Annotated in this window: 19 protein-coding genes; 12 read left to right on the forward strand and 7 right to left on the reverse strand. The window is 71.3% G+C overall.

Annotated elements, in window-relative coordinates:
- Window positions 1–124 precede the first annotated feature (124 nt).
- The 6 genes from ACIGCK_RS00755 (at window position 125) to ACIGCK_RS00780 (ending at window position 10,512) form a co-directional block, all read left to right on the forward strand.
- On the forward strand, window positions 125–2,629 hold the full coding sequence (locus ACIGCK_RS00755; protein ID WP_396663018.1) for a DEAD/DEAH box helicase: 2,505 nt from the start codon (window positions 125–127) through the stop codon (window positions 2,627–2,629).
- Between the two features lie 76 nt (window positions 2,630–2,705).
- Window positions 2,706–3,338 (forward strand): hypothetical protein, encoded by a 633-nt coding sequence (locus tag ACIGCK_RS00760; protein ID WP_396663020.1) that lies wholly within the window; start codon window positions 2,706–2,708, stop codon window positions 3,336–3,338.
- Between the two features lie 57 nt (window positions 3,339–3,395).
- Window positions 3,396–5,411, forward strand: coding sequence for a DNA helicase RecQ (gene recQ / locus ACIGCK_RS00765; protein ID WP_396663022.1), 2,016 nt, complete (start codon window positions 3,396–3,398; stop codon window positions 5,409–5,411).
- Window positions 5,412–5,598: 187 nt separating this feature from the next.
- A complete protein-coding gene (locus ACIGCK_RS00770; protein WP_396663024.1) occupies window positions 5,599–7,704 on the forward strand; it encodes an acyl-CoA dehydrogenase in 2,106 nt (701 codons plus the stop codon).
- A gap of 14 nt (window positions 7,705–7,718) precedes the next feature.
- Complete coding sequence (locus ACIGCK_RS00775) at window positions 7,719–8,075, forward strand: DUF6458 family protein (protein ID WP_396663025.1); 357 nt, start codon at window positions 7,719–7,721, stop codon at window positions 8,073–8,075.
- Window positions 8,076–8,151: 76 nt separating this feature from the next.
- Window positions 8,152–10,512, forward strand: a complete 2,361-nt coding sequence (locus ACIGCK_RS00780; RefSeq protein ID WP_396663027.1) for an ATP-binding cassette domain-containing protein — start codon at window positions 8,152–8,154, stop codon at window positions 10,510–10,512.
- 30 nt (window positions 10,513–10,542) lie between these two features.
- On the opposite strand, the gene ACIGCK_RS00785 is transcribed toward ACIGCK_RS00780, so the two are convergent.
- Genes ACIGCK_RS00785 through ACIGCK_RS00795 form a run of 3 tightly spaced genes read right to left on the reverse strand, consistent with a single transcriptional unit; the run spans window position 10,543 to window position 13,786 of the window.
- Window positions 10,543–11,022 carry a dehydrogenase gene (locus ACIGCK_RS00785; RefSeq protein WP_396663029.1) on the reverse strand — a complete coding sequence of 160 codons (480 nt, stop codon included), beginning with the start codon at window positions 11,020–11,022 and terminating at the stop codon, window positions 10,543–10,545.
- A 49-nt stretch (window positions 11,023–11,071) separates the two neighbouring features.
- A complete protein-coding gene (locus tag ACIGCK_RS00790) occupies window positions 11,072–12,778 on the reverse strand; it encodes a cation:proton antiporter (protein WP_396663031.1) in 1,707 nt (568 codons plus the stop codon).
- 3 nt (window positions 12,779–12,781) lie between these two features.
- On the reverse strand, window positions 12,782–13,786 hold the full coding sequence (locus ACIGCK_RS00795; RefSeq protein ID WP_396663033.1) for a malate dehydrogenase: 1,005 nt from the start codon (window positions 13,784–13,786) through the stop codon (window positions 12,782–12,784).
- Between the two features lie 100 nt (window positions 13,787–13,886).
- On the opposite strand from ACIGCK_RS00795, the gene pip reads away from it, so the two are divergent.
- A complete protein-coding gene (gene pip / locus ACIGCK_RS00800; protein ID WP_396663035.1) occupies window positions 13,887–14,873 on the forward strand; it encodes a prolyl aminopeptidase in 987 nt (328 codons plus the stop codon).
- An 80-nt stretch (window positions 14,874–14,953) separates the two neighbouring features.
- On the opposite strand, the gene ACIGCK_RS00805 is transcribed toward pip, so the two are convergent.
- The 4 genes from ACIGCK_RS00805 to ACIGCK_RS00820 form a co-directional block, all read right to left on the reverse strand.
- Window positions 14,954–15,217 (reverse strand): glutaredoxin domain-containing protein, encoded by a 264-nt coding sequence (locus ACIGCK_RS00805; RefSeq protein WP_396663037.1) that lies wholly within the window; start codon window positions 15,215–15,217, stop codon window positions 14,954–14,956.
- Window positions 15,218–15,264: 47 nt separating this feature from the next.
- Window positions 15,265–15,723 (reverse strand): adenylyltransferase/cytidyltransferase family protein, encoded by a 459-nt coding sequence (locus ACIGCK_RS00810; RefSeq protein ID WP_330170915.1) that lies wholly within the window; start codon window positions 15,721–15,723, stop codon window positions 15,265–15,267.
- Window positions 15,724–15,817: 94 nt separating this feature from the next.
- Window positions 15,818–16,756 (reverse strand): glycosyltransferase family 2 protein, encoded by a 939-nt coding sequence (locus ACIGCK_RS00815; protein WP_396663038.1) that lies wholly within the window; start codon window positions 16,754–16,756, stop codon window positions 15,818–15,820.
- Complete coding sequence (locus ACIGCK_RS00820; RefSeq protein ID WP_396663040.1) at window positions 16,749–17,798, reverse strand: glycosyltransferase; 1,050 nt, start codon at window positions 17,796–17,798, stop codon at window positions 16,749–16,751. Before ACIGCK_RS00820 ends, ACIGCK_RS00815 begins: the two co-directional genes overlap by 8 nt.
- A gap of 92 nt (window positions 17,799–17,890) precedes the next feature.
- On the opposite strand from ACIGCK_RS00820, the gene ACIGCK_RS00825 reads away from it, so the two are divergent.
- The 5 genes from ACIGCK_RS00825 to ACIGCK_RS00845 form a co-directional block, all read left to right on the forward strand.
- Window positions 17,891–18,625: a CDP-alcohol phosphatidyltransferase family protein gene (locus tag ACIGCK_RS00825; RefSeq protein ID WP_396663042.1), complete on the forward strand. Its 735-nt coding sequence runs from the start codon at window positions 17,891–17,893 to the stop codon at window positions 18,623–18,625.
- Entirely contained in the window at window positions 18,622–19,572 is a 951-nt protein-coding gene (locus ACIGCK_RS00830; protein ID WP_396663044.1) for a glycosyltransferase family 2 protein, read from the forward strand. Before ACIGCK_RS00825 ends, ACIGCK_RS00830 begins: the two co-directional genes overlap by 4 nt.
- Window positions 19,572–20,234 carry a hypothetical protein gene (locus ACIGCK_RS00835; RefSeq protein WP_396663046.1) on the forward strand — a complete coding sequence of 221 codons (663 nt, stop codon included), beginning with the start codon at window positions 19,572–19,574 and terminating at the stop codon, window positions 20,232–20,234. The genes ACIGCK_RS00830 and ACIGCK_RS00835 overlap by 1 nt, the downstream gene beginning before the upstream one ends.
- 104 nt (window positions 20,235–20,338) lie before the next feature.
- The gene (locus ACIGCK_RS00840) at window positions 20,339–20,953 is read left to right on the forward strand and encodes a hypothetical protein (protein ID WP_330170921.1); all 615 of its coding nucleotides are present in this window, start codon (window positions 20,339–20,341) and stop codon (window positions 20,951–20,953) included.
- A gap of 14 nt (window positions 20,954–20,967) precedes the next feature.
- Window positions 20,968–24,202, forward strand: a 3,235-nt coding sequence (locus ACIGCK_RS00845; protein ID WP_396663048.1) for a PKD domain-containing protein, incomplete at its 3' end; no start/stop codon positions are given.

The raw sequence follows: 24,202 nt of genomic DNA on the forward strand, positions 1-24,202 counted from the left end.
GTCCAACGTACGGGCGCCGTGAGGTGTTCCGCGAGGGCCCCGGTTCGACGTCGTGCGCCCCGCCGTCCCCCGCGCCCCGCCTCGGGCGGGCGGATGCCGCGGCGTGATGAGGAAGACTCGAGGGATGGACCTCCTCGCGACGATCCCCGACGATGCCGGGCCCGACGAGGTGTACGAGGCGTTCGCGCTCTGGGCCGAGCACCGGGGATTCACGCTCTACCCGGCGCAGGACGAGGCCGTGATGGAGCTCGTGTCCGGATCGCACGTGATCCTCTCGACGCCGACGGGCACCGGCAAGTCGCTCGTCGCGGTCGCCGCGCACGCGGCGTGCGTCGCCCGCGGCGGACGCACCTACTACACCGCCCCCATCAAAGCCCTCGTGAGCGAGAAGTTCTTCGCGCTCGCCGAGATCTTCGGTGCGGAGAACGTGGGGATGGTCACGGGCGACTCGTCGGTGAACCCGGATGCCCCGATCATCTGCTGCACGGCCGAGATTCTCGCCAACCTGGCGCTGCGCGAGGGGGCCGGGGCATCCGTCGACCAGGTCGTGATGGACGAGTTCCACTACTACGGCGAGCCCGATCGCGGCTGGGCGTGGCAGGTGCCGCTCCTGCTGCTGCCCCGCGCGCAGTTCCTGCTGATGTCGGCCACGCTCGGCGACGTCTCGGCGATCGCGTCCGACCTCGAGCGGCGCACGGGTCGCACGGTCGCCGAGGTGACGGGCGTCGAGCGTCCCGTTCCGCTGCACTTCTCCTACGCCCGCATCCCCGTGCACGAGCAGGTCGAGCAGCTGCTCGGCACCGGGGAGGCGCCGATCTACATCGTGCACTTCTCGCAGGCGGCCGCGATGGAGCGGGCGCAGGCGCTGTCGAGCATCAAGGTGATCTCGCGGGCCCAGCGCGACGAGATCGCCGAGGCGATCGGCGGCTTCCGGTTCACGACGGGGTTCGGGCGCACGCTCTCGCGCTACGTGCGGGCGGGCATCGGCGTGCACCACGCCGGGATGCTGCCGCGGTACCGCCGGCTCGTCGAGACCCTCGCGCAGCGGGGACTTCTGCGCGTCATCTGCGGCACCGACACCCTGGGCGTGGGGATCAACGTGCCGATCCGCACCGTGCTCCTGACGGCGCTGACGAAGTACGACGGTCAGCGGATGCGGCACCTGAGCGCCCGCGAGTTCCACCAGATCGCGGGGCGGGCGGGCCGCGCCGGCTACGACACGGCGGGAACGGTCGTGGCCATGGCGCCCGACCACGAGATCGAGAACGCGACGGCGATCGCCAAGGCGGGCGACGACCCCAAGAAGCAGCGCAAGATGGTGCGGAAGAAGGCGCCGCAGGGCTTCGTCTCATGGGGCGAGGCGTCGTTCGAGAAGCTGGTCGAGGCCGTGCCCGAACCGCTCGAGCCGCGCATGCAGCTCACGGCGGCGATGCTCATCAACGTCATCGCGCGCGGCGGCGACGTCTTCGCGAACGTGCGCTCGCTCGTCTTCGACAACCACGAGCCGCGCGCGCGGCAGTACGAGCTGGCGCGCCGGGCGATCGCGATCTTCCGCACGCTGCGGGATGCCGGGATCGTCGAGTACTCGGAGGGACGCGTCCGCCTCACGGTCGATCTGCAGCCCAACTTCGCCCTCAACCAGCCGCTCTCGCCGTTCGCGCTCGCCGCGATCGAGCTCCTCGACCCCCTCGACACCCCCGGGGCGGCCGGGACGGGGCACTACGCCCTCGACGTCGTGAGCGTCATCGAGGCGACGCTGGACGACCCGCGTCCCGTGCTGTCGCAGCAGGAGTTCCGCGCCCGCGGCGAGGCGGTCGCGGCGATGAAGCGCGACGGCCTCGACTACGACGAGCGCATGGAGGCGCTCGAGGAGATCACCCACCCGAAGCCGCTCGCCGAACTGCTGACCCAGTCGTTCGAGGTCTTCGCGACCAGCCAGCCGTGGGTGCGCGACTTCGAGCTGTCCCCGAAGTCGGTCGTGCGCGACATGTTCGAGAGGGCGCTGTCCTTCGGCGAGTTCGTCTCGCTCTACCAGCTCGGGCGCAGCGAGGGGCTCGTGCTCCGATACCTCAGCGACGCGTACCGCGCGATCCGGCAGACGGTGCCCGCGGAGGCGCGCACCGAGGAGTTGCTGGATGTGATCGAGTGGCTCGGCGAGCTCGTGCGACAGGTGGACTCGAGCCTCGTCGACGAGTGGGAGGCGCTCGTGAACCCCTCGCCGGCCGAGGCCGGCGCGCCCGTCGTGCCCCCGGCCCCGCCCTCCGTGGTCGTGAACCGCCGGGCGTTCACGGTGCTCGTGCGCAACGAGATGTTCCGGCGCGTGCAGCTCGCGGCGCTGCAGAAGGACGACGAGCTGGCGGAACTGGATCCCGACGTCGACTGGTCGGCGGCGTTGGATGCGTACTTCGACGAGCACGACGAGATCCTCACCGGCGGACCCGCGCGCTCCCCGGCGCTGTGCGTCATCGACGAGACGGATGCCGCGGCATCCGGTGTGTGGCGGGTCGAGCAGACGTTCGACGATCCCGCGGGCGACCACGACTGGCGCATCCGCGCCGAGGTCGACCTCGGCGCCTCGGCCGACGAGGGCACGGCGGTGGTGCGGGTGCTCGAGGTGCGCCGGCTCTGACGGCCGCTCCCGGTCTGGTGTCGCGGGCCCGCCCGGCGTAGCGTGGCCCGAAACGGACGCTTCGGGGGTGGTCGTGATGGCCCTGTTCAGACGCCGGCGGCACGAGCCCTATGCCGCCCTCAGCGAAGAGGAGCGGATGTCGCGGTACGTGTATCTGCTGAACACGCTTCCCGCCGAAGTGATCGAGAAGGCGCACGAAGCCGCGTTCCGGGAGTTCTCGGTGCGTGAGCGGCGCGAGATGTTCGATCGCCTGCGACCCTTCATGTCCGTAGAGGAGCAGGCCGGGAGGCCACGACCGGCTCTCATGGCCGGCGTGCTGCGCAGGATATCCGGGGTCAACGGCGGGACGACGGTGCGCGAGCGCGACGGCTCCGGAACCGGAGCGAGCACCGGAGCGGGCACCGCCGAGGATCCCCGGCGCGCGTTCGAGGACAGCCTGCAGGCCAACGCCATCACCGCGGCGATGGCGCAGCACTTCATCCTCTCGGCGGTCGTCGTTTCGTACTTCGCGCACGGTGCGGGGGCGGACATGCTCGCGGGCGAGCCAGAGTGGGTGTCGGACCTCGCGGCGACGGACGCCGCGGGCGCCGGGCACGCGGGCGGGTACGGCGGCGAGCACTCCGCGGGGTACGGGGACGGCGGCGGATACGACGGCGGCTTCGGCGGGGGATTCGGGGGCGGCTTCGACGCCGGGGGCGGCTTCGCCTGAGGCGTGACCCCGAAGGGATCGGGGCCGGATGTCGGGGCGCGTCGTTACACTCGACGGGTGCCGCCCAGCGATCCCGACTCCGCTCCGTGGGGCGAGCCCCCCGAGGAGTGGGCGCCCCCCGAGGACGCCTGGATCCCGCCCGACGACTGGGCTCCGCCGGAGGGTGACGCTCCCCCGCCCGAGGATCGGGCGCTGCTCGCGGGTGAGGGCCCGGCATCCGCCCCGCCCGCCCCGGCCCCCACGCCCACCCCGGCACGCCACGACACCCCCATCGAGGCGCTGCGCACCGTCTACGGATACGACGCATTCCGCGGCGAGCAGGCGGCCATCATCGATCACGTCACGGCGGGCGGCGACGCCGTCGTACTGATGCCCACGGGCGGCGGCAAGAGCGTCTGCTATCAGATCCCCGCGCTCGTGCGCGAGGGCACCGGCCTCGTCGTGAGCCCGCTCATCGCGCTCATGCACGACCAGGTCGACGCCCTGCGCGCCAACGGGGTGAGCGCCGCGTACCTCAACTCCACCCAGGCCGCCGCCGAGCGCGCCCAGGTCGAGCGCGACTACCTCGCGGGCAGGCTCGACCTGCTCTACGTCGCGCCCGAGCGGCTCAACACCTCCGCGACGCAGGCGCTGTTGCAGCGCGGGCGGCTGAGCGTCATCGCCATCGACGAGGCGCACTGCGTGTCGCAGTGGGGCCACGACTTCCGCCCCGACTACCTCGGTCTCGGCGACCTCGCCGAGCGGTTCCCCGGTGTGCCGCGCCTCGCCCTCACCGCCACGGCCACCCCGGCGACCCACCGCGAGATCGCCGAGCGCCTGCGGATGCCGCAGGCACGGCACTTCGTCGCCAGCTTCGACCGCCCCAACATCCAGTACCGCATCGAGCCGAAGGTCGAGCCGCGCAAGCAGCTGCTCTCGTTCCTGCGGGCGCAGCCCGAGGGCGCGGCGGGCATCGTCTACGCGCTCAGCCGCAAGAGCGTCGACCAGACGGCGCAGTTCCTCCGCACGCAGGGGATCGACGCCCTGCCGTACCACGCGGGCCTCGACGCCGGTGTCCGGGCCGCGCACCAGTCGCGGTTCCTGCGCGAGGACGGCGTGGTCATGGTCGCGACCATCGCCTTCGGCATGGGCATCGACAAGCCCGACGTGCGCTTCGTCGCCCATATCGACCTGCCCAAGTCGGTCGAGGGGTACTACCAGGAGACGGGGCGCGCGGGTCGCGACGGCGAGCCCTCCGTCGCGTGGATGGCCTACGGCCTCGGCGACGTCGTGCAGCAGCGGCGGATGATCGACCAGAGCCCGGGCGACCGCACCTACAAGATGCGCCTCGGTCAGCACCTCGACGCGATGCTCGCCCTGTGCGAGACGGTGGGATGCCGCCGACAGAACCTGCTCGGATACTTCGGACAGGGGTCGGATCCGTGCGGCAACTGCGACACGTGCCTCACCCCGCCCGAGACATGGGACGGCCTGGTCCCGGCGCAGAAGCTGCTCTCGACGATCGTGCGGCTGCAGCGAGAGCGGGGGCAGGCGTTCGGCGCGGGGCACCTCATCGACATCCTCCGGGGGGCGCGCACCGAGCGCATCGCGCAGCAGCGGCACGACGAGCTGAAGACGTACGGCATCGGCGCCGATCTCACGGAGCAGGACTGGCGCAGCGTCATCCGGCAGCTGCTCGCGCGCGGCATCCTCGTCGCTCAGGGCGATTACGGCACGCTCGCCCTGAGCGAGGCGAGCACGGGGGTCCTCACGGGCTCGACCGCGGTCGCCCTCAGGCGCGACACACTGGGCCGCGGGGGAGGCGGCGTATCGTCCCGAGGGCGCAGGGCCGCGGCATCCGCGTCGCTCGACGAGGCCGACCAGCCGCTCTTCGAGGCGCTGCGCGCATGGCGCGCCGAGGAGGCGAGGCGGCAGGGAGTGCCGGCCTACATCGTCTTCGGCGACGCGACCCTGCGCGCGCTCGCCGAGCACCGCCCATCGAGCGAGGCGGAACTCGGTGGCATCTCGGGGATCGGGGAGAAGAAGCGCGAGGCCTACGGCGAGGCCGTGCTCGCCGTCATCGCCGCCGCCTGAGGGTGCCACGGCCGGAGTCCCGGTCCGAGCGCGCGCGATGCCCGGAGCCCCGGGCTGTGGGCTCGCCACAAGTCAACGGGCCGACGGCGCCCCCGGAAGTTGGCGCTACCCCACAGTCGAGTTCCCGCATCGTTGTGGCAGTCCTACCATCGAGGAACACCCCCTTTCCGCGTCGAGAGGATGCCCCATGGCTGACGCCGCCGTCCGTCCGAACAAGCCCGCCACCGCCGCGCGCACGCCCGCAGGCGGCGCCACGCCTGCGCCCAACAGCGCCGCCGAGGCATCCGAGCCGCGCATCGACGTCGAGGGCGTCACCGACATGCTGCTCGGCACGTGGGCCGACACGCGCCGCGAGGCGCGCGAGATGCTCAAGGACCCCGCCTTCTGGCGCGTGGACGGCCTCGGCATGGACGAGCACCGGGAGCGCGTGCTCAGCCAGCTCCACCTCCTCGTCGAGAACGGCGGCGTGCACCGGGCCTTCCCCGTCGAATACGGCGGGGAGGCCGACAACGGCGCGAACATCGCCGGCTTCGAGGAGCTCGTGGTCGCCGACCCGAGCCTGCAGATCAAGTCGGGGGTGCAGTGGGGCCTGTTCGGCTCGGCCGTGCTGCAGCTGGGCACGAAGGAGCACCACGACAAGTGGCTGCCCGGCATCATGAACCTCGACATCCCGGGCGCGTTCGCGATGACCGAGACGGGACACGGGTCGGATGTCGCGGCCATCGGCACGACGGCGACCTACGATCCCGAGGCGCAGGAGTTCGTCATCCACACGCCGTTCCGGGGCGCCTGGAAGGACTACCTCGGCAACGCCGCCCTTCACGGCATCGCTGCGACGGTGTTCGCCCAGCTCATCACCAACGGCGTCAACCACGGCGTGCACTGCTTCTACGTGCCCCTGCGCGACGAGAACGGCGACTTCCTCCCCGGCATCGGAGGCGAGGACGACGGGCTCAAGGGCGGGCTGAACGGGATCGACAACGGTCGCCTGCACTTCGACCAGGTACGGATCCCCCGCACCAACCTCCTCAACAGGTACGGCGACGTCGCACCCGACGGTACGTACTCGAGCCCGATCGCGACCCCCGGCCGCCGCTTCTTCACGATGCTCGGCACCCTCGTGCAGGGCCGCGTCTCGCTCGACGGCGCAGCGGCGTGGGCCTCGGCACTGGGCCTTCACATTGCCATCACCTACGCCACCCAGCGCCGGCAGTTCGATTCGGGCGGGGGGAGCGAGGAGGTCGTGCTGCTCGACTACGGCCGGCACCAGCGCCGTCTGCTGGCGCGCCTGGCCACGACCTACGCGCAGATCTTCGCGCACGACGAGTTCCTGCAGAAGTTCGACGCCGTCTTCAGCGGCGCCGCCGACAGCGACGCCGACCGCGAAGACCTCGAGACCCTCGCCGCCGCGCTCAAGCCCCTCTCCACCTGGCACGCGCTCGACACGCTGCAGGAGGCGCGAGAGGCCTGTGGGGGCAACGGCTTCATGTTCGAGAACCGGCTCGTGGGCCTGCGTGCCGACCTCGACATCTACGCCACGTTCGAGGGCGACAACAACGTCCTCCTCCAGCTGGTGGGCAAGCGCCTGCTCAGCGACTACGCCAAGCAGTTCAAGGGCAAGGATGCCAGGGCCCTCGCCGCCTACGCGGTCGGCCAGACGGCGGGCAAGGTCTTCCACGGGGCGGGCCTGCGCCAGCTCGGGCAGGCCGTCGGCGATCTCGGTCAGGTCGCCCGCTCGGTGGAGCGGGGCCTGCGCGCCGACCAGCAGCACCAGCTGCTGACCGAGAGGGTCGAGCAGATGGTCGCCGATGTGGCGGCGCGCCTGCGTCCCGCCCCCAAGCTTCCGCCGGCCGAGGCGGCAGAGCTGTTCAACCAGAACCAGTCCGAGCTCATCGAGGCGGCGCGCGCCCACGGCGAGCTCCTGCAGTGGGAGGCCTTCACCGACGCGGTGAACCGCGCCGACGGCGAGGGGACCCGCCAGGTGCTGACGTGGCTGCGCGATCTCTTCGGCCTGTCGCTGATCGAGAAGCACCTCGCATGGCACCTGATCAACGGGCGACTCTCCGCCCAGCGCGCGTCGGCGGTCTCGGCCTATATCGACCGTCTGTGCGCTCGGCTGCGCCCCCACGCCCTCGACCTCGTCGAGGCGTTCGGCTACGCACCCGAGCACGTCCGCGCGCCGATCGCGTCCGGCGCCGAGAAGCAGCGCCAGGACGAGGCCCGCGAGTACTACGCACGACTGCAGGCGTCGGGTGAGGCGCCCGTACCGGAGAAGGCCGCTCGACGGGCGTAATTACCGCATCGGGGGTGCGCAGCGCAACCGGCTGCCTCTCGGGCCGGTTCTTCCGTACTGTCGTCGGCGGCGCGTCGGGCGCCGTCCTCGACCAGGAAGCGAGTACACCGATGAGCATCGGCTTCGGCATTTTCCTCTTCGCCATCGGCGCGATCTGCGCCTTCGCGCTCAACCTCGACCTCGGCTGGATCGAGATCAGGACCGTCGGCTACATCCTCATGGCCGCGGGCGCCGTCGTCACGATCATCGGGATCGCCCTTCTGGCGCGCCGCCGCAGCATCAGCTCCACGGAGCGCACGCAGGTCGACCCGGCCTCGGGCACCCGCGTGACGCAGCGCGAGGCATCCGCTCCGGACGACCCGCGCGTCTGAGGCCCGCCCCGCACGCATCCCGCGGATAGTCGCTGTCCGCGGGATGCGGCATATTGGTGCCCGAGAGGGAGGCGCCATGGCAGAGCAGCCGCATGAGCACATCGCCGACAGTCACGAAGTCATCCGTGTGGTGGGCGCGCGGGAGAACAACCTGAAGGACGTCTCCCTCGAGATCCCCAAGCGTCGCCTCACCGTCTTCACCGGGGTCAGCGGGTCGGGAAAGTCCTCGCTCGTCTTCGGAACGATCGCCGCCGAGTCGCAGCGCCTCATCGACGAGACCTATCCGACCTTCGTGCAGCAGTTCATGACGCAGCTGCAGCGGCCCGACGTGGACGCGCTCGAGAACCTCAGCGCCACGATCCGCGTCGACCAGGAGCGGATGGGGGCCAACGCCCGCTCCACCGTCGGGACCGCGACCGACGTGCACGCGATGCTGCGCATCCTCTTCAGCCGCCTCGGCACGCCGCACGTCGGCTCGCCGCAGGCGTTCTCCTTCAACGTGCCCTCGATATCGGGCGCCGGGGCGGTGACCATCCAGACGGGGGCGAAGAGAGGCACGAAGGAGCGGCGGTCGTTCGAGATCACCGGCGGGATGTGCCCCGAGTGCGAGGGCCTCGGGGAGGCGCGCGACATCGATCTCGACGAGCTCTTCGACAAGACGAAGTCGCTCGCGGACGGGGCGATCACGATCCCCGGGTACAGCGCCGACGGGTGGATGGTGAAGGGCTTCACCGAGTCGGGGTTCGTCGACCCGCGCCTGCCGATCCAGGACTACACGGACCAGCAGCGCGCCGACTTCCTCTACCGGGAGCCCACCAAGGTCAAGATCGGCGGCATCAACATGACCTACGAGGGGCTCGTACCCAAGGTCACCAAGAGCATGCTGCAGAAGGATCGGGACTCGCTGCAGCCGCACATCCGCGCCTTCGTCGATCGGGCCGTGAAGTTCCTGCCGTGCCCGGCCTGCGACGGCACCCGCCTGAACGAGGGCGCGCGGTCGTCGAAGGTCAACGGCATCAGCATCGCCGACGCGGCCGCGATGCAGATCACCGACCTCGCGGCGTGGCTGCGCACGGTGGAAGACCCCGAGGTCGCCCCGCTCGTCGAAGGCCTCCGCGACACGGTGGACTCCTTCGTCGACATCGGGCTCGGATACCTGTCGCTCGACCGCGCGAGCGGCACGCTCTCGGGCGGCGAGGCGCAGCGGACCAAGATGATCCGCCATCTCGGATCCAGCCTCACCGACATCACCTACGTCTTCGACGAGCCGACGGCGGGCCTGCACCCCCACGACATCCAACGCATGAACGCGCTCCTGCGGCAGCTGCGCGACAAGGGCAACACGGTGCTCGTCGTGGAGCACAAGCCCGAGGTCATCGAGATCGCCGACCATGTCGTCGACCTCGGGCCGGGCGCGGGACGCGACGGCGGGCGGATCCAGTACGAGGGGGATGTCGCGGGTCTGCGCGCCTCCGGCACGCTGACGGGCCGGCACCTCGACCACCGGGCGCCGCTCAATCGCGCACCGCGTGCCGCGTCGGGTGCGCTGCCGGTGCGCGGGGCCGCGCAGCACAACCTCAGGGACGTCGACGTCGACATCCCCCTCGGGGTGCTCACCGTGGTCACCGGCGTCGCCGGCTCGGGGAAGTCCTCGCTCATCCACGGCAACGTGCCGGCGTTCGATGACGTCGTGGTGGTCGACCAGGCGCCGATCAAGGGGTCGAGACGATCGAGCCCCGCGACGTACACCGGCGTCCTCGATGCCGTGCGCACCGCCTTCGCGAAGGCCAACGGCGTGAAGCCCTCCCTCTTCAGCGCCAACTCCGAGGGGGCGTGCCCGGCGTGCAAGGGGCTGGGCGTGATCGTCACGGAGCTGGGCTTCCAATCCACCGTCGAAACCCCCTGCGAGGTGTGCGAGACCACCGGCTTCAGCGAGCGGGTGCGCGAATACACGCTCGACGGCAAGAACATCGCCGAGGTGCTCGCGATGTCGGCGGCCGAGGCGGCGGAGTTCTTCCCGCGAGGACCCGCGCACACCACGCTCGCCCGCATGATCGACGTGGGCCTGGGGTACATCACGCTGGGCCAGGCCCTCAACACCCTCTCCGGCGGCGAGCGCCAGCGCCTCAAGCTCGCGATCAGCATGGCGAAGAAGGGGGCGGTCTATGTGCTCGACGAGCCGACGACCGGACTCCACCTCGCCGACGTGGACACCCTGCTGGGGCTGCTGGACCGGCTCGTCGACGCGGGCAACACCGTCATCGTGATCGAGCACCACCAGGCCGTCATGGCGCACGCCGACTGGGTCATCGATCTCGGCCCGGGCGCAGGACACGACGGCGGACGCGTCGTGTTCGAGGGCCCCCCGGCGGAGTTGATCGAGGCCGACACGCTCACCGGCCGACACCTGCGGGACTACCTCGGCGCCGATCGGTGACGGTGGTGCGGGGGATGCGCCGTCGTCGGATCAGCGGCCGGTGTCGAACAGGTGCCGGCCGCCGTGTTCCAGGACCTTGACCATGATTCCCCGCGCGCGCAGGTCTGCGACCGCCCGTGACTCCTCGTCGATGTCCCGCCCCAGAGCGTGGACGTTGGCGACGACGAGGACGTCGCCGCGGACGAGGGTCGCGAAGAAGCGGTCGAGGCGAGCGGACCACTCCTCGAGGATCTCGGGGGAGGGGTGGCGGAAGCCTTCGATGGGAACGCCGAAGCGGGTCAGCTCGTCGCGCTGTTGGACGACCGACGGCATCCCGGGGCGGGAGACGACCAAGCCGACCAGTCGTGCGCCGGCGGGCCTGGCCTGCCACCAGTGGCGGTCCCGCTGCAGCTCGACGAAGCACTTGGGGCATTCGGCGGCCGCGTGCGGCAGCGTGAGCGGGGCCGTGTCGGCCGTCGGGGCGGCGGCATGACGATGCGGTGCGCCTGCGATGCTCGCCTCGTCGATCATGATGCCTCCCCGGACTCTCGCTCCATTCTGCCCGAGCCGGGGCCCGGGGTCATGCCCTGTCGAGGCGGATCTGGAGACTCAGCTCCTCCGCGTCGAGCTCGTCGAGCGCGTGCCGGAGCGTCGCGGACCCGTAGTCGCCGTCGCCCCTGATCTCCACGAGGCGGACCCGCATGGCGCGGATCGCGGCCAGCCGCAGCTCGAGCACCTCATGGGCGCTCGCGGACAGGTCATCCTCGCGCGGCGCCGACCATCGCCGGGCGACCCGATCGCGGAGGACCGGATCGAAGGGCTCCCCGTCGCCCCGCCGCAGCGCCGGATCGGCGAGGGTGCGGGAGGCCGCCTCGTGCAGGTGCACGTTGAGCGCGTCGAGCTCGGTTCGCGACGGACGGTCGTGGTCCTCTCCTCCCAGCCCGAGCACCCGCGTCAGCCACGCCAGCGTTCCGCCCTGCAGCAGGAGCGTCCCGGCGGCCACGAGGAAGGCCACCAGCACGAGCAGCGCCCGGCTGGGGGTGTCGCGGGGGAGGGTCTGGGCTGCCGCCAGCGTCACCGCGCCGCGCATGCCGGCCCACACGATGATCGTCCCGTGCCGCCATCCGAGGGGCGACGCCTCGAAGTAGTCGAGGTCGGCCAGCGCGCGGCGCACGCGGCGCCGGGCGCGGTGCCACGGGCGCCCTCGGGCGGTCGAGTGTGCGATATCCCGCGCCTGGGCGGTGTCGATGCGGCTCTCGAAGCGGCGCAGCATCGTGCGCCCTCCGAACCGGCGCCGCGCACGGCGCGACTGCAGCCAGATGAACGGGGTCACCCAGGCGACACGGACGGCCAGCACGATGAGCACCGCCGCGCCCGCGAGGCCGAGGGCATGGGCGAACCCGCCCAGCGCACGCTCGTTCTCGCCGAGGATCGCGGAGAGCTCGAGACCCATGATGAGGAAGACCGCACCCTCGAGCACCACCTCGACGGTGCGCCAGTTCACCCTGTCGGAGAGCCGCTGCTCCGGGGTGAACCACCGCGCGGCGCCCTGCCCCGTGACGATCCCCGCCACGACCGCCGCGACGAGCCCAGACCCTCCCGCCTGCTCCGTGGGGAGGTAGGCCAGGAACGGCACGACCACGCCGAGGGCGGTGTTCGCGGCGGTGTGGGAGATCAGCGCCCGCAGCCGCAGGCTCACGAGCCCCACGATCAGGCCGATGCCGACGGCGACGACGACCGCCCAGAGGAAGTCGAGGACGCCCTCGCCGAGGACGAACGTGCCGGTGGTGGCGCCCACGGCGGAGCTGAGCAGGACGAGCGCGGTCGCGTCGTTGAGAAGACTCTCCCCCTCGAGCACCGTGACGACACGGGGGGAGATGCCGAGGCGCTTGACGATGGAGGTGGCCACGGCATCCGTGGGACTGAGGATCGCTCCGAGGGCGATCGCCAGCGCGATGCCCAGACCCGGAACGGCCCACGCGAAGAACAGCCCGAGCGCGAACGACGTGAGCAGCACGAGCGCGATGGAGAGCCCGCTGATCGCCGTGAAGTCGCGGCGGAACTCCATGGCAGGCAGCGAGACAGCCGCCGAGTAGAGCAGGGGAGGCAGGATCCCCATGAGGATCCACTCCGGGTCGACGAGCAAGTCGGGCACGAAGGGGAGGAGGCTCACGACCACCCCGACGGTGACGAGAGCGAGCGGGGTGACGACCCCCAGGCGCGGGGCGACGGCGGTGACGACCGCGATCGTGACGACCGCGACGACGATGACGAGCAGCAGCTCCATCGATCAGGCGAATCCGAGAGCGCGCACCGCGTCGCGCTCGTCGATCAGCTCGGCGACCGAGGCGTCGATCCGGGATCGGGCCCGCTCGTCGATCGTCAGCCCCTCCACGACGCGGTAGCCGGTGCCGTCGGATGCGACGGGGAACGAGCACACGAGCCCCTCCGGCACGCCGTACTCGCCGCGCGACACGATGGCCGCCGAAGTCCACCCGCCCGGGGTGCCGTGCACCTCGTCACGGACGTGCTCGATGGCGGCGTTGGCCGCCGACGCGACGGAGGAGGATCCGCGCACCTGGATGATCTCGGCCCCGCGCCCCGACACACGCGGGATGAAGACCTCGTCGAGCCATGCCAGGGCATCCCCCACGCTTCCCATGCGCTCCGCGAGCACGCGGGAGAGCGGGCGTCCCGCGAGGGTCGCATGGCTGACGTCGGGGAACTGCGTCGCGGAGTGGTTGCCCCAGATCGCGACATCGCGGATCCACTCGACGGGCGCGTCGAGCACGGCGCCGAGCTGACCGACAGCTCGGTTGTGGTCGAGGCGGGTCAGCGCCGAGAAGCGATCGGCGGGCACGCCGTCGGCCGCGGCGGCCGCGATCAGAGCGTTCGTGTTCGCGGGGTTGCCCACGACGACGGCGCGCACATCCGGTGCCGCGGTGGCGGCGATGGCGGCCCCCTGCGGGCCGAAGATGCCCGCGTTGGCGGCCAGCAGATCGGCGCGCTCCATGCCGGGCCCGCGCGGCCGCGCGCCCACGAGCATGCCGATGTCGCACCCCTCGAACGCCACGCGCGGGTCGTCGGTGACCTCGATGCCATGAAGGAGGGGGAACGCGCAGTCCTGCAGCTCCAGGGCTGCGCCCTCCGCGGCCCGGATCCCGGAGGGGATCTCGAGGAGCCGCAGTCGCAGCGGGCGGTCGACCCCGAGCATGTCGCCGGCGGCGATCCGGAACAGGAGCGCGTAGCCGATCTGACCGCCCGCGCCCGTGATGGTCACCGTCGTGTGCGTCATGATGTAGACCCTATTGCGCGCCGCGCGGGACGTCAGGTGCGCGCCTCGGGGCGCGACGTGGCAACCCGCCGCGGGGCCCGGCACGCGATACCGTGACGGAATGGAATCACGCGGTGCATCGGGCGCCTCCTCGCCCCTGTATCCGCCGATCGAGCCGTACGACACCCGTGAGCTGCTCGTCGGCGACGGTCAGCGGCTGTACGTCGAGCAGAGCGGCAACCCCGACGGCAAGCCGGTCGTCTTCCTCCACGGCGGGCCCGGGGCCGGCACCTCGCCGTGGCAGCGGCAGCTGTTCGACCCGGAGAAGTACCGGATCGTGCTGTTCGATCAGCGCGGATGTGGGCGGAGCACTCCGCACGCCAGCGCGCCCGACGCCGACCTTCGACACAACACCACGTGGCATCTCGTGGCCGACCTCGAGATGCTGCGCAAGAACCTCGGCATCACGGCGTGGCAGGTCTTCGGCGGCTCCTGGGGCAGCGCGTTGGCGCTGGCCTACGCGCAGACTCATCCCGAGTCGGTGACCGAGATCGTCCTGCGCGGAGTGTTCACGCTGCGCCGGGTCGAGCTCGAGTGGTTCTACGAGGGCGGCGCCGAGGCGATCTTCCCCGATCTCTGGGAACGGTTCGTCGCCCCGATCCCGGTGCTGGAGCGCTCCCGGATCATCGACGCCTACCACCGCCGTCTCTTCGACGCCGATCCTGCCGTGCACCGTCCGGCGGCGCTCGCGTGGACGACGTGGGAGGCCTCGACCCTGACGCTCCGGCCCGATCCCGAGCTCGTCGCCTCGATGACCGACGCCGACGCGGCGACCGCCTTCGCCCGCATCGAGAACCACTACTTCGTGCACGGCGGCTGGCTTCGGGAGGGGCAGCTGATCGAGGATGCCGCGCGGCTCCGCGGCATCCCGGCGGTGATCGTCCAGGGGCGGTACGACGTGTGCACCCCCGCCATGACCGCGTGGGACCTGCACCGTGCGTGGCCCGAGGCCGAGCTGGTCATCGTCGACGATGCGGGGCACTCCGCGACCGAGCCCTCGATCCAGGCCGCCCTCGTGGCCGCCACCGACCGTTTCGCCGCTCGCTGACCGCGACGCCCGTGCTCGACGGGGACCCTGCCGCCCGCCTTCACGAGACGCGGCAGCTGAGCCGGCGCGGCCGGCGCGCGTCAGAGGAGGTTGAGCTCGCGCAGCTTCGTCTCGACGTCGGCGTTGGTCGGCTCGACGTGGTGCGACGAGTCGGGGTAGACGACGACGGGGATGTTCGTGCGACCCGAGATGTCGCGCGCGACATCGGCGGCCGCCGGGTCGGCCTCCAGATCGACGTAGGTGTACGCGACGCCCAGGCCGTCGAGCTGGCTCTTGGTGCGACGGCAGTCGCCGCACCAGGTGGCACCGAACATGGTGATCGTGTCGGGATTCACAGAAGTCATGACGACAAGCCTACGAGGGATCCGGAGGCCGGGCTCCGGCGAGGAGTTCAGACGATGGCCGTGCGCGCGCCCGGGTCACCCGCCCCGGCCGTGATCAGATCGAGCGCCCGTCGCAGCGTCGAGCTCGAGGTGTGAGCCGTGTAGGGGAAGTAGACGACCTCGACGCCGACGTGCGCGAAGTCGCGCTCCAGCGCGGCCCCCTTCTCGGTGCCGCGCCAGTCGTCGCCCTTGAAGAAGTGAGTGAAGCCGACGTCGTGCCAGGCATCCAGCTTCGACGGCGTCGTCTCGATGTGCACCCGGTCGACGAAGCGGATTCCGCGGACGATCTCCGCTCGCTCCGCGGTCGGGACGACCGGCTCGATCCCCTTGACCTGGCGGAGCATCTCGTCGCTGACGACGCCGGCGACGAGGATGTCGCAGTGCTCCTTGGCGTGGCGAAGGATGTTCAGATGCCCGACATGGAAGAGGTCGAACGCTCCCGCGGCGTAGCCGATGCGCTGTCGCATGTGGATTCCCCAGATTCCCCGATGCCCGGCTCCCCAGCCGAGCGGCCCGGCTCCCCAGCCGTGCTGCGGCCAGTGTAGCGGTCCTCGCGCGAGGTCACACCTCGCGGCGGGAGTACTCGCGGTAGCGGAGGCCGAGGGCGCCCGAGACCATTCCGGCCCCGCGGGCGGCCAGACGCGCCCCGCGTGCGTCGTGGACGACCGACCGACTCAGCCGTCCCCACGCCCAGCGCAACGCGCCTGCGGCGGAGCGCGCCGCGCCTCGTCCCGCCCAGCCGAGACGGCGAAGCGCGCGTCCTCGAACGGAGTCCTCCAGCAGGACGTCGCAGGCCGCGGTCGTGGTCCCCACCCGGTACGCACGCCGCAGCACCCATCCCCGCCGGGTCCGCTCCGGCGCGACCGGGTCGAGCACGCGGGCGTCGGGGGCGGAGACGATGCGCGCCCCTCGGAGCGCGGCCTGCCGGGTGAAATAGATGTCCTCGCCCCCGGTGGCGCCGAACCTCTCGTCGAACGCGAGCGCGAGCCGTGTCGCGGTCCGCAGATCGATGAGCAGGTTGTTCGATGGCGCCGCCTGCATGCGCGCGCCGGCGGGGAAGCGCACCCGCCGGAAGAAGCCGCCCGCGCTCAGCCACGGGTCGACGGGGCCGTCGAAGACGGACATCACCTCGCCGGAGACGAGGTCCGCCCGGCCCGCGAGCCAGGGCTCGACGAGCGCCGCCAGCCACCCGGGCTCGGGGGTCTCGTCGTCGTCGATGAACGCGACCGCGACGGCTCCCCGGTCGCGGGCTGCGGTCAGGGCGGTGTTGCGCACGGCGCTCAGGCCGCGGCGCGGTTCTGCGACATAGTCGCACGCCGCCTCCCGCGCGATCGCTTCGGCCGAGCGCTCCGGATCGTTGTCGACGACGATCACGGACGCCGATACCTCCGTCGTCGCCGCGATCTCCTCGGAGAGCAGGGGAAGCAGACGCCGGAGCGTCGCCGCACGCCGGAAGGTGGGCACGGCGATCGCGACGCGCGGTCGCTCCGGGTCAGCCACGACCGCGACTCCGCCGTGCGCGGACGGCCAGGCGATAGGCCGTGCGATGACGCAGGCCCGCCGCCGACCAGTCGCGAGCGTCGAGCGTCGGCGATCCGGCGGGCGGCCCGTCGCCGACGGCGGCCATGAGCGCCCGAAGGGCGTCGGCCGAGATGTCCTCGTGGTAGAGGTGGACCCACGCGTGACCGACCTCGTCGCGCAGGCTCCGGTTCACGGCGTTGTCGGGGACGAGCACCGGTCGCCCGAGCGAGAGGGCCGCGAGGACCGCGCCCGAGTTGTGCATGTGCCGGTAGGGCAGCACGACCGCGCTGCACGAACGGACGGCGCTCGCGAAGTCATCCTCGGAGAGGAATCTGAGATCCGTGGAGACGCGCCGGTCCGTGGCCGCGCGCCCCCGCACCTCTTCGCCCAGCGCCCCGCTCGTGGGATTGCCCGACACCCGCAGCGACCAGTCGGGGTGCGTCGGGGCGGTCTCCGCGAAGGCGGCCAGCAGCTCCTCCACCCCCTTGTAGCGCCGTACGAGCCCCACGAAGCCGAGCGTCCTGGGTTGCGGGGCCGGGGCGGGCGCGTCGCGGAACCACTCGCCGAAGTGCCCGTGGGGCACGAGGGTGGATGCCGCGCCGGGCGGAACGGGCGTGTTCTCGTTGAGCACGATGCGATGGTCTGCGACCCGATCGATGCGCACCAGCAGCCGTCGCTGCCAGGCCGTGACGTCCCGGGGCAGCTCGAGGTTGTGGACCGTCCGGATCACGGCGATGCGTCCCAGGCTCAACCGCGCCACGAGCGCCGTCGCGTACAGGGTTCGCGCGGCCGCCTTGATGCGGTTCCCGCCGCCGAAGAGGGTCTCCGGCCAGTGGAAGTGGAGCGCGTCGTATCGGCCGAAGAGCGCCCGGCGGCGGTCGAACCGGAGGTGGTCGATCCCGTCCGTCCGCGCGAGCGCGCGGTCCAGCAGATGCACGTACGGATTGCTCGTCGGACGCGGTGCGCCGAACGACTGCATCACCGTCACGGCACGCCGCGACATCCCCTTCTTCTCCCCCATGGGTGCACAGTCTGCCATCTCCGACCGTGCGCGCGGGGCGACCGAGGCCCTATGCTCTACTCCCATCGACGTGCATGAGATGGGGGTCTGGCATGTCAGAGACGTTCGCCGTGTCGTACCGGCGGCTCGCCGCCGCGCAGAAGGGACACGCGCGCGGGGCGCCGGGGTACTCCGTCTACGTGAATCGCCGCGCGGGGCGCGTCCTCGCGACGCTCGCGCACGGATGGGGTCTCACGCCCAACCAGGTCACGCTCGTCAGCGCCGCCCACACGCTGGTGGGGCTCGTGGTGCTGGCGGTCGCGCCCGCCCAGGCGTGGACGGGTGTCGTCGTCGCTGTGCTGCTCGCCCTCGGCTACGCCTGGGACTCCGCTGACGGGCAGCTCGCGCGTCTGCGGGGAGGGGGTTCCCTCGCCGGGGAGTGGCTCGATCACTTCGTGGATGCGGTGAAGATCGCGTCGCTGCACCTCGTGGTCCTCGTCGCGTTGTGGCTGCACACGCCGTACCGGGACTCGGCCTGGCTCGTCGTCCCCCTGCTCTTCTCGGTCGTGGCGGTCGTGAGCTTCTTCGGCATGCTGCTGAACGACCTGTTGAAGGGCAAGAAGGGCGTCGCCTCGACGCACGCTCGCGGCGGCGGCACGTTCGCGCGCTCCATGCTCCTGGTCCCGACCGACTACGGTCTGCTGTGCCTGGTCTTCCTCCTGTGGGGCTGGACGACGGGCTTCCTCTGGGTCTACACGCTCCTGCTGGTCGCCAACGGCGCGTTCCTCGCCCTGGCGACCGTGAAGTGGTTCCGTGAGATCCGCGCGCTCGACCGGGTTGCGACATGAGCCGATCGGCGCTCGTCATCGTCAACTACGGCTCGAGCGAGCTGCTCGCGCGCAACGCCGCCCGACTCGAGCTGCCCTCCCGCTGTCGTCTCGTCGTCGTCGACTGCTTCAGCAGCGACGCCGAACGGGCCCGCGTGCGGGCGCTCGCGGACGCACGGGGGTGGCGCGCCGTGCTGCTCGAGGAGAACGCCGGATTCGGCGGCGGCGTGAACGCGGGGGCGAACCTCGCGATCGCCGAGGGCGCGGACGTCGTCGTCACGCTCAATCCCGATGCCTTCCTGGAGCACGATGCGCTCGCGACCCTCGTCGCGGCGGCGGCCGCGGACCCCGCCGCCCTGGTCGTGCCGCGCATCGTGGACTCCTCGGGCCGGCCATGGTTCGGCGGGGCGGACCTGTACCTCGACGACGGGTCGATCGCCGGGGCATCCCGACGGGACTCCCGCGCCGGGCGGCCCCGACGCGAATGGGCGACCGGCGCGTGCCTGGCTCTCTCGGCCGACCTGTGGCGCCGCGTCGGTGGTTTCGACGAGGACTACTTCCTCTACTGGGAGGACGTGGATCTCTCCCACCGCGTCATGGACGCAGGCGGGAGGATCCTGCTCGCCGACGCGGTCGCGACGCACGACGAGGGCGGCACACACGACGATGCGGCGTCGGGGCGTGCCAAGTCGGAGACCTATTACTACTACTCGATCCGCAACCGCCTGCTGTACGCGGCCAAGCACCTCGACGCGGCGGGATCCGCGGCATGGCTGCGCGCGACGCCGCGGGTGTCCTACGCGATCCTGCTGCAGGGCGGCCGCCGCCAGCTCGTGACGCTGCCGCCCTGGCGTGCATACGTCCGCGGCATCCGCGACGGCCGCCGGCTGCTGACAGCACGCGGCCTGCCCCGCATCGGGCTCCCCGAACGATCCGAGGCGACCTTCGACCGAACTGGAGCATCGTGATGACCAAGTCCACGCGAGCGTCGATCCTGACCGTCTGCACGGCCAACGTCTGCCGCTCGCCCATGGCGGAGTTCACTCTCGACGACGTCTTCTCCCGCGATCCGCGTTTCGAATCCGTCCGGGTCGGCAGCGCCGGCGTGCGCCCCGCGAAGGAGTCGGAGGTGTGCGATGCGGTCGCCGCGCGGCAGGAAGGCGAGCGATGGAGCGAGCGCGTCCGCGCGCATCGTCCGAGCGGCGTGACGCCCCACAAACTCGCGCAGGCGCGATTGATCCTCACCGCGTCCCGTTCGAGCCGTTCGACGATCGCGCGACTTGCTCCAGAGGTGCGCGAGCGCACGTTCACGATGAACGAGGCGCTCATCCTGGGGGCGGGATACCGGCGCGAGGGCGAGATCGCAGGGGTCGAAGCGGTGTCCGCATTCGCGGCGTACCTCGACACGCAGCGCGGCCTGCAACCGCTCGTGCATCCTCGACGGCGGCTCCCCTGGTCGCGCGTCGCCACCGATCCGCTGAACATCTTCGACGGGCACAACGCGGGGTCGAAGGCCCATGCTGCGACGGTGCGCGAGGTGGATGCCGCGATGCGGCGGCTCGCCGCGCTCATCATCGGTTCGCCCGCACCCGCGAGGGAGGAACGCAAGAGGGTCGCGGAACCCGCCTGAGATCGCGCCCGCTCGGGCGTCGACAAAACGCGGTGGGTGCCCTACACTCACCGCAGGGTGACCAACTGGGGGGTCGCCCAACTGGGGAAACTGGGGAATCACACGTGAGGTCGTTCAACGACTCGCGTCGCGGGGGCGACGCGTTTTTCGACCGCGGTACCGCCGTTGCGGCCGCGGCACTGTTCTGCATCCTTCTGACGGGATGCTCGGGGGGAGCGCCGGCCGCTCTCGATTCGGTCGCGCCGGCGAGCATCTCTTCGCCCGTTCCGACGCCCACCGGCATGCCGACCGACGATCCCGAAGACGGTGGCGCCGCGGCGCCGCTGCCGACCGTCTCGGCGCCGCTCGACGAGCCGATCGAGCTCGACACCGGCGTCGTGCTCGCCGTCTCCGCCCTGCGGGTGATCACGGTCGAGGCCGCCACTCCCGGCGAGGTGTCGGGACCGGCGATCGCGGTCACGGTCACGGCGCGCAACGATTCCGACGCGGCGTCGTCCGTGGATTCCGCCGTCGTCTCGGTCACCACCGATGACGGCGGTCTGGGTATCCCGACCACCGCCGGGCCGGGCAGCCCGCTCAGCGGCGAGCTCGCTCCGGGCGCGAGCGCCGAGGGAACCTACGTCTTCATGCTCGATCCCGCGGACGACCGCGGCGTCACCGTCATCGTCAGTCACGCCGCCGGGGAGCCCGTCGCGCTGTTCACAGGACGCACGTCCTGATCATGGGAGATCGCATGAACGCGTCCACGCGCCACCTTCGTCGGCTGGCCGCCATGGTCACCAGCGCCGCCATGATCGTCGCCGGCACCGTGCTCTTCGCCGGCACCGCGGCATCCGCCGCGGACCTGCCCTCGCCCGCGCCGTTCCTGCAGCGCGACGACTCGATCGTCACCGCCGATCCGCTCCCGACGGTCCAGATCGATTCCGGCTACGTCTGGGCCCAGACGACGATCGGGAACACGGTGTACGCGGCGGGAAGCTTCTCGAACGCGCGCGCACCGCTCGCCGCGCCCGGGACGAACCTGACGCCGCGAACGAACATCCTGGCGTACGACATCACGACGGGTGCGCTGCTCTCGTTCGCTCCCTCCGTCAACGGTGTCATCCGCTCGATCGCCGCGTCTCCGGACGGCACGCGCATCTACATCGGCGGCTCGTTCAACTCCGTCAACGGTCAGACGCGGTGGAACGTCGCCGCGCTCGACGCCGTGACGGGCCAGCTCGTCGGGGGCTTCGTCCCGTCCGTGGGGGGCGCGGGCGTCTACGGGATCGCGGTCACGGCCGGAACCGTCTACGTCGCGGGAAGCTTCACACAGGCGAACAACGTCGCGCGTCAGAACCTCGCCGCGTTCAACGCTGCCACGGGCGCTCTCCAGACATGGGCTCCCACGTCGGATCTGCAGGTGGACGCCCTCGTGGTCGAACCGGGGACCGGCCGGCTCATCGCGGGCGGTCGCTTCTATCAGGTGAATGGCGCGGTTCAGCGCGGTCTCGCCGCGCTCGACCCGGCGACGGGAGCGACCTTCACCGGTTGGCAGGCTCCCGCCTCGATCCGCAACGGCTGGAACGATGGCGAGTTCGCCGGTCGTGCCGGCATCTTCGCCCTCTCCACCGACGCGACCGGGGTCTACGGGACGGGCTGGGTCTTCGCGAACGCCTCGGTCGGCAACCTCGAGGGGACCTTCGCCGCCGACGCGGGAACCGGCGCGGTCCGCTGGGTGGCCGACTGCCACGGCGACCACTACGGCGTCTACTCCAATGGCAGCGCCGTGTACACCACGAGCCACACCCACCAGTGCGACACGGTCGGCATCTGGCCGGAGATGCCGACGCGTCAGTACCGCTACGTCGAGGCGTACACGACCGACGCACGCGGCACGCTCACCCGCTCCCCTTCGACGGGGTCGCTCTATCAGAGCTGGGAGGGCACCCCCTCGCCGGCCGTCTACAGCTGGTTCCCGGACTTCACGGTCGGCACGGCGTCGGGCCTCGGCCAGGCCGGTCTGTCGATCACGGGAGCCGGTCAGTACATCTCGGTCGCCGGCGAGTTCACGACGGTCAACAACCAGCGGTACCAGGGGATCGTGCGCTTCGCGACGAACCCGAGCACGGGGAAGAATCAGGGTCCGCGTCTATCGGGAACGTCGTGGCAGCCGACGGCGCGCTCGCTCACGCCGGGGCGCGTGAGGCTGTCCATCCCGATGAACTGGGACCGCGACGACCGCGACGTGACGTACGAGCTGTTGCGCGACGGGGTGGCACAGCCGGTGACCACCCGCGAGATCGTGTCGCGGTGGTGGGACACCACGAACATCATCCTCGAGGAGAAGGGCCTCGACCCGGGTTCGACGCAGACCTACCGCGTGAGGGCGACGGACGGTGACGGCAACACCGTCACCAGCGCGCCCGTGAGCGTCGAGGTCGCCGACGGCGAGGTCTCGCTCTACGCCGACACCGTGCTCGACGACGGGGCATCCCTCTACTATCCCCTCGGCGACATCACGGAGGACTGGGCCGGCTCGAATCCGTTGGTCCAGGGGAGCGGTGTGGATTCCGTGGAGCCCGGGGCCGTGGAGGGAAGCACCGGCCAGAGCGCGTCCGACTTCAACGGAACCTCCAACGGTCGCGTCACGGCGGGCGATCGCGTCGCACCCGGTGCGGAGTTCTCGGTGGAGATCTGGTTCAAGACCTCGACGACGCGGGGCGGCAAGCTGATCGGCTACGGCAACTCCCGCACGGGGACATCGGGAAGCCATGATCGGCACATCTACATGCAGAACAACGGCAGGCTGACGTTCGGCGTCTATCCGGGTTCGTCGCGCACGGTGTCTACGACCGGGTCCTACAACGACAACGAGTGGCATCACGCGGTCGCGACCCAGGGCGCGGGAGGCATCTCGCTCTACGTGGACGGCGAGCTCGCGGGCAGCGACCCGTCGGTCACGACCGCCCAGAACTACTCCGGCTACTGGCGGATCGGCGGAGACAACCTCAGCGGGTGGCCGAACCGGCCGACGTCGAACTGGTTCGACGGAGCGCTCGATGAGGCCGCCGTCTATCCGAGTGCGCTCTCGGCGTCGCAGGTCCTCGCGCATCACGCGGCCGGTCTCGGCCTCGAGGCCCCGACCGCGGCGTTCACGTCCTCGTCGGCCGACCTCCTCGCATCCTTCGACGGGTCGGCCTCGACCAGCCCGGATGACCGAGCCATCGAGTCCTACGAGTGGGACTTCGGCGACGGGGCGACCGGCACGGGCGTGACGGTGACTCACGAATACGCCGGCGCCGGCACCTACGACGTCACCCTGACGGTGACCGACGAGGCCGGGCTGAGCCGCTCCGTCACGCAACCCGTGAACGTCGCGGCGCCGAATCAGCTGCCGAGCGCGGCCTTCGATGCCGTCGTGAACAGCCTGACGGCGACCGTGAACGGGTCGGGATCATCCGACCCCGACGGAACGATCGCGGAGTACAGCTGGGACTGGGGTGACGGAACACCCGACGGTTCGGGATCGACCGCATCGCACGTGTACGCCGCCGAAGGCGACTACACGGTCACGCTGACGGTCACGGACGACCGAGGTGGACAGGCGGCTTCGGCACGCACCGTCTCGGTCAGCCACGTGGCGCCGGTCGCCTCGTTCACCGCGGCCACAGCGGGCCTGGGGGTGTCCGTCGACGCGACCGCGTCCTCGGCATCCGACGGCGCGTCCCTCGAGTACGCGTGGGAGTGGGGCGACGGGAGCGCACCTTCCAGCGGTGTGGGAGCTTCTCACACCTACGCGGCGGCGGGGACGTACACGGTGTCGCTGACGGTCACCGATTCCTTCGGGGCGGTGAACACGAGCTCCCAGGAGGTCTCGGTCTCGGCCGTGACGTTCGCTGCGGCGGATGATTTCGAGCGGTCGGTGGGTTCGGGGTGGGGTTCTGCCGATGCCGGTGGGGCGTGGTCTGCGATGTATGGGGCTGCGT

The sequence above is a fragment of the Microbacterium sp. NPDC078428 genome, assembly GCF_044542535.1.
Taxonomy (GTDB): Bacteria; Actinomycetota; Actinomycetes; order Actinomycetales; family Microbacteriaceae; genus Microbacterium; species Microbacterium limosum.